Consider the following 4,837-nt stretch of genomic DNA (forward strand, 5'->3'; position numbering starts at 1 on the left):
GCCGTCGACGACGATGCCGGGGCGCGCGACCGCACCCGTCAGGCGGCCCGCCGGCCAGTCCGCCGGGATCGCCGGGAGCAGGTCGACGGCGCCCGCGTGGCTCTGCAGGGCGAACTCGACGACGGCCGCCGTGAAGCCCAGGTTGCCGTCGACCTGGAACGGCGGATGGGCCGAGAAGCGGTTCGGGTAGAGGCCGCCGTGCTCGCCGGTGGCGGACGGGTCCACCGGGCGCAGGGCCAGGTCGAGCAGGGCCGGCAGGCGGTCCGGCTGGCGCAGGCGGGCGCGCAACGCCAACTTCCAGGCGAGCGACCAGCCCGTGGAGTCGTCGCCCCGCGCGTCGAGGGAGCGGGCCGCCGCCTCGGCCGTGCGCGGTGACGTGTCGTCGCCGGGGTAGACCGCGTAGAGGTGCGAGACGTGGCGGTGGTGCGGTTCCGGCAGGGGGCGGTCCACGATCCATTCCTGTACGCGGCCGTCCGCGCCGACGGGCAGCTCCGGCAGGCGGTGCCGGGCGACCGCGGACCGCGTCGCGATCGGGTCGGCGGCCCGGCCGAGCAGGGTGGCCAGCTCGCCGACCGACGCTAGCAGCTCCCGGGTGATGCTCAGGTCGATCGTGGACGTCAGGTCGACCGCGTAGACGCCGCCGGCGGCGGTGAAGTGGTTCTCCGGCGAGGTCGACGGTGTCAGGCCGAGGGTGCCGTCCGGCTGCTCCACCAGCCAGTCCAGCAGGAACTCGGCCGCGGGGGTGACGATCGGCCAGGCGACGTCCGCCGCGAACGCGCGGTCGGCGCCGAACCGGACGTGCTCGACCAGGTGCCGGCACAGCCACGCGCCGGCCAGCGGCCAGAACGCCCACGCCGGGTCGGCCCGGCCGCGGCCGACGGGCGCCGAGAAGGCCCAGGCGTCGGTGTTGTGGTGCGCGCACCAGCCGCGCGCGCCGTAGAGCGTGCGCGCGGTCTCGGCGCCACCGGCACGCAGCGCCGCGACCAGGTCGAACAGCGGCTCCGCGCACTCGGCCAGCGCGGCCGTCTCCGCCGCCCAGTAGTTCATCTGGGTGTTGATGTTGATCGTGTAGTTCGCGCTCCACGGTGGACGCAGCGCGTCGTTCCACAGCCCCTGCAGCGTCGCGGGCAAGCCGCCAGGGCGGGAGGAGCTGATCAGCAGGTACCGTCCGAAGTGGAACAGATAGGCGATCAGGTCGGTCCGCTCGTCACCACCCGCGAAGGTCAGCTCGGTCCGGTCGTAGAGCCGCCGGTGGGCCGCACGATGGCGGGCGAGTAGCTGTTCGGCGCCGAGCGCCACGGCGGCCGCCGCCGTCGCCGATGCCGAAGCCAGCGCCGTGGCCTCGTCGCCCGACGGCGCCCGGCCGAGCGCGGTGAACGTGGTCGCGGTCGCCACGACGAGCAGCAGGTGCCGCACGCCCGTGGCCCGCAGGTCGCCGGCGGCGACGCCGTCGTGCTCCCAGCGCGCGACGATCGCCCCGCGCAGTGCCGGCCGGTCGTCGTAGACCGGCGCGGCCAGGTCGGGCTCGTGCGGCGGTGCCGAGTCGCTCGGCAGCCGCACCGTCGTCCAGCCGGCGCCGCGCCCGAGGACCGCGAGCGGGCTGTCGATCCCCAGGGACACGTCCACCGCCCCGTCGCCCTCGACGGACAGGCTGAGCACGAGCACCTGGTCCGGCGCCGACACGTACGCCCGCCGCGTCACCGTGGTCCCGCCGACGCGGTAGGAGACGACGGCCTCGGCGTCCCGCAGCCGCAGCTGCCGGCGATAGCCCGTCACCTCGCCGTGGTGGGCCACGTCCAGCGACAGCGAGCCGAACGGCAGGTAGCTCTGCGTGTAGTCGCTCTGGAGACGCTGGACGGCCCGGGTGGCGTCGGCGAACCGCCCGTCGCGCAGGGCGGCCCGCGCGTCGGCCAGCGCCGCGGGCCCGGCGCCGGCCAGCCGCTCGCTGCCCGGACCACCGGACCAGGCGGTGCCGTCGTTGAGCTGGAGCCGCTCCCGCGTCGGGTCGCCGAACACCATCGCGCCGATGCGGCCGTTGCCGAGCGGGAAGGCCTCGAGCCACGCGCGCGCCGGCGCGTCCGACTGGTGGACGTGGGCGGGGCCGTCGGTGGTCATTCACGTTCCCCCGATAGGGTGAATTTGTCAGGACATACTAGCTAGGGAGACGCATGCCCGCCTTCGACGTCGTCGACTACGGCGCCGACCCGACCGGACAGCGCGACTCCGCGGCCGCGTTCGCCGAAGCGTTCCGGGCCGCCTGCGGATCCGGCCGCCGCAGCGAGGTCCTCCTCCCGGCGGGCACCTACGCGCTCTACCCCGAGCACGCGCAGCGGCGCGACCTCTACGTCTCCAACACCGTCGGCGCGGACCCGCGGCACCGCACCAAGACCATCGCGATGCTGGTCGAGGGCGCGCGGGACCTCGTCGTGCGCGGCCCGGAGGCCAAGCTGGTCCTGCACGGCCGCCAGACCGCCCTGGCGGTGATCGGCTCGCAGAACGTGCGCTGGAGCGGCTTCTCGGTCGACTACCACGCGCCGAGCCTGGTGGAGGCGCGCGTCGTCGCCGTCGGCCGCGACTGGCGGCGGATCGCCGTGCCCGCCGACGTGACCTGGCGCGTCGACGGCACCCACGTCGTGTGGGAAGGCGAGCGGGGACCCGACGGCGAGCCCTACTGGACCGGACGCGACGGCCTCGACTACACGCAGGTCCACGACCCGCGGACGGGCCGGGTCCGCCGCGCCGACAACCCGCTGTTCGCCGGGGTTCGCGGCATCACGCCGCAGGACGGCCAGATCGTCATCGAGTACGACGGCCCGATCGCCGACGACACCGGCCTCGTCTACCAGATGCGCCCGACCGTCCGGGACCACCCGGGCATGTTCGTCGTGGAGAGCAGCGGGGTCACCCTGGAGCATCTGCGCGTGCACTACCTGCACGGCTTCGGCATCCTCAGTCAGCTCAGCCGCGACCTCGTGGTCCGCGACAGCCGGTTCCAGGCCGACCCGGCCACCGGCCGGCACACCGCGAGCTACGCCGACTTCGTCAACCTGTCCGGTGTCGGCGGCCAGGTGCGGATCGAGCGCTGCCTCTTCGAGGGCGCGCACGACGACGCGATCAACATCCACGGCACCTACCTCGTGGTGGCGGAGCGGCGCGACGACCGCACGGTGGTCCTGTCATACCGCCACCCGGAGACGGCGGGGTTCCCGGCGTTCCACGCCGGCGACGAGGTCGAGTTCGTCGAGCGGGCGAGTCTCGCGGCGGACACCGCGTTCCAGGCCCGGGTCGTGTCCGTCACCGCGGACGACCCGGTCACGATGACGGTCACGCTGGACCGGCCGCTACCCGACGCCGTCGTGGCCGAAGGCTGGGCCGCCGAGAACGTCACCTACACCGCTGACGTCCGGATCGCCGGGAACGTGTTCGCCGGCATACCGACCCGGGGCGTCCTGCTGACCACCCGCGGGCGCTGTGTCGTGGAGGCCAACACCTTCGACGACATGGGCATGGCGGGCCTGTTCGTCTCCGGCGACGCGAACGAGTGGTACGAGTCCGGTCCCGTGCGCGACCTCACGGTGCGGGACAACGCGTTCCTGGGGCTGACCGCCCCGGCCGTGCTCGTCGAGCCGACGAACACCGTGACCGACGGTCCCGTGCACCGCGGCATCACCGTGGAACGGAACCGGTTCGTCGGCTGCGCCACGCCGTTCGTCTCGGCCAAGGGCGTCGCCGGCCTCACGGTCGTCGCCAACGAGCCTCGGGTCGGTTGGCCCGCCGGCGCGGTGCACACGGTCGCGTGCCGCGACGTCGTCGTCAGCCCGTGATGCGGATATGGATGCAGAGCAAGGGCTGGCGCGATCCGAGGGCGGGGCATCCTGGCGCGGATGCCCCGCATCGGGCCGTTACTGGTACAGCGCGTTGATCTGCTCGTTCACCTTGGTGAAGCTGTCCACTCCGGACTGACCGTTGAGGAAGGCCTGCATGGCGGGCTGGAAGATCGCCATGGCGTCGGCCCACTGCGGCACGACCGGGGTGGTGTGCGTGGTCGGCTCGAGGAACGGCGCGATGTCGATGCCGCTCTTCTGGAAGGTCGCCTTGGCGTCCTCGACCGCGCTGGTCATGGCCGGCAGCACCACGCCCGCCTGGCCGATCAGCGACTGGCACTCCTTGGAGCCCAGGAAGACCAGCAGCTTCTTGGCCTGGGCGGGGTGCTTCGTGGTGGCCGTGACGGCGTCACCGAGGCTGTTCGCCGTCGAGTGACGGCCGGCGGGGCCGGTCGGCAGCGGCGCGACGACGGTCTTGACGTCCTTCAGCTCGAAGTACGACTTCGCGCTCCAAACACCGTCGGTCGTCATCGCGTACTTGCCGGCGCCGTAGGTCTGCTGCATGCCGACGCCGCTCGTGGCGATCTTGAGCGACGGCATGAAGCCCTTGTCGGACAGGCCCTTGAACCACTTGAGGGTGTCCTGGAACTTCGGGTCGTCGTAGTTGAAGTGCGGCTTGGCGGTCTCGCCCGAGTAGTAGTTCCAGCCGTTGGAGAGCGCGTACTGCGCCCAGATCGACTCGCCCGAGCCGTCGCCCGCGCCGTTGAGGCCCAGGCCGTACACCTCGACCTTGCTCTTGTCGAATCCCGCCTCGTCGCCGCGCTTGCCGGCCTTGTCGACCGTCAGGTGGGCGACGAGCTTCTCGAAGGAGCCGCCGTCGGCCGGGTTCCAGGTGAGGTTCGCCAGGTCCGTGGCCGCCTTGCCGGCGGCCTTGAGCAGGGCGTCGTTGACGTACAGGCCGACGATGCCGTTGTCCTTCGGCAGGCCGTAGCGCTTGCCGTCGGTGCCGACCC

Annotated in this window: 3 protein-coding genes; 1 reads left to right on the plus strand and 2 read right to left on the minus strand. The window is 72.9% G+C overall.

Annotation, left to right across the window (positions count from 1 at the left end; translation table 11 throughout):
• Positions 1-2,115, minus strand: a 2,115-nt coding sequence (locus tag AB0H87_RS38110; protein WP_360157460.1) for a glycoside hydrolase family 95 protein, incomplete at its 3' end; no start/stop codon positions are given.
• A gap of 53 nt (positions 2,116-2,168) precedes the next feature.
• Here AB0H87_RS38110 and AB0H87_RS38115 point away from each other — a divergent pair.
• A complete protein-coding gene (locus AB0H87_RS38115) occupies positions 2,169-3,824 on the plus strand; it encodes a right-handed parallel beta-helix repeat-containing protein (protein WP_360157462.1) in 1,656 nt (551 codons plus the stop codon).
• A 78-nt stretch (positions 3,825-3,902) separates the two neighbouring features.
• Here the strand turns inward: AB0H87_RS38115 and AB0H87_RS38120 are convergent.
• On the minus strand, positions 3,903-4,837 hold a 935-nt coding region (locus tag AB0H87_RS38120), incomplete at its 5' end, for an extracellular solute-binding protein (RefSeq protein ID WP_360157465.1).

The sequence above is a fragment of the Asanoa sp. NPDC050611 genome (assembly GCF_040654855.1).
In the GTDB taxonomy this organism is placed as follows: Bacteria; Actinomycetota; Actinomycetes; order Mycobacteriales; family Micromonosporaceae; genus Asanoa.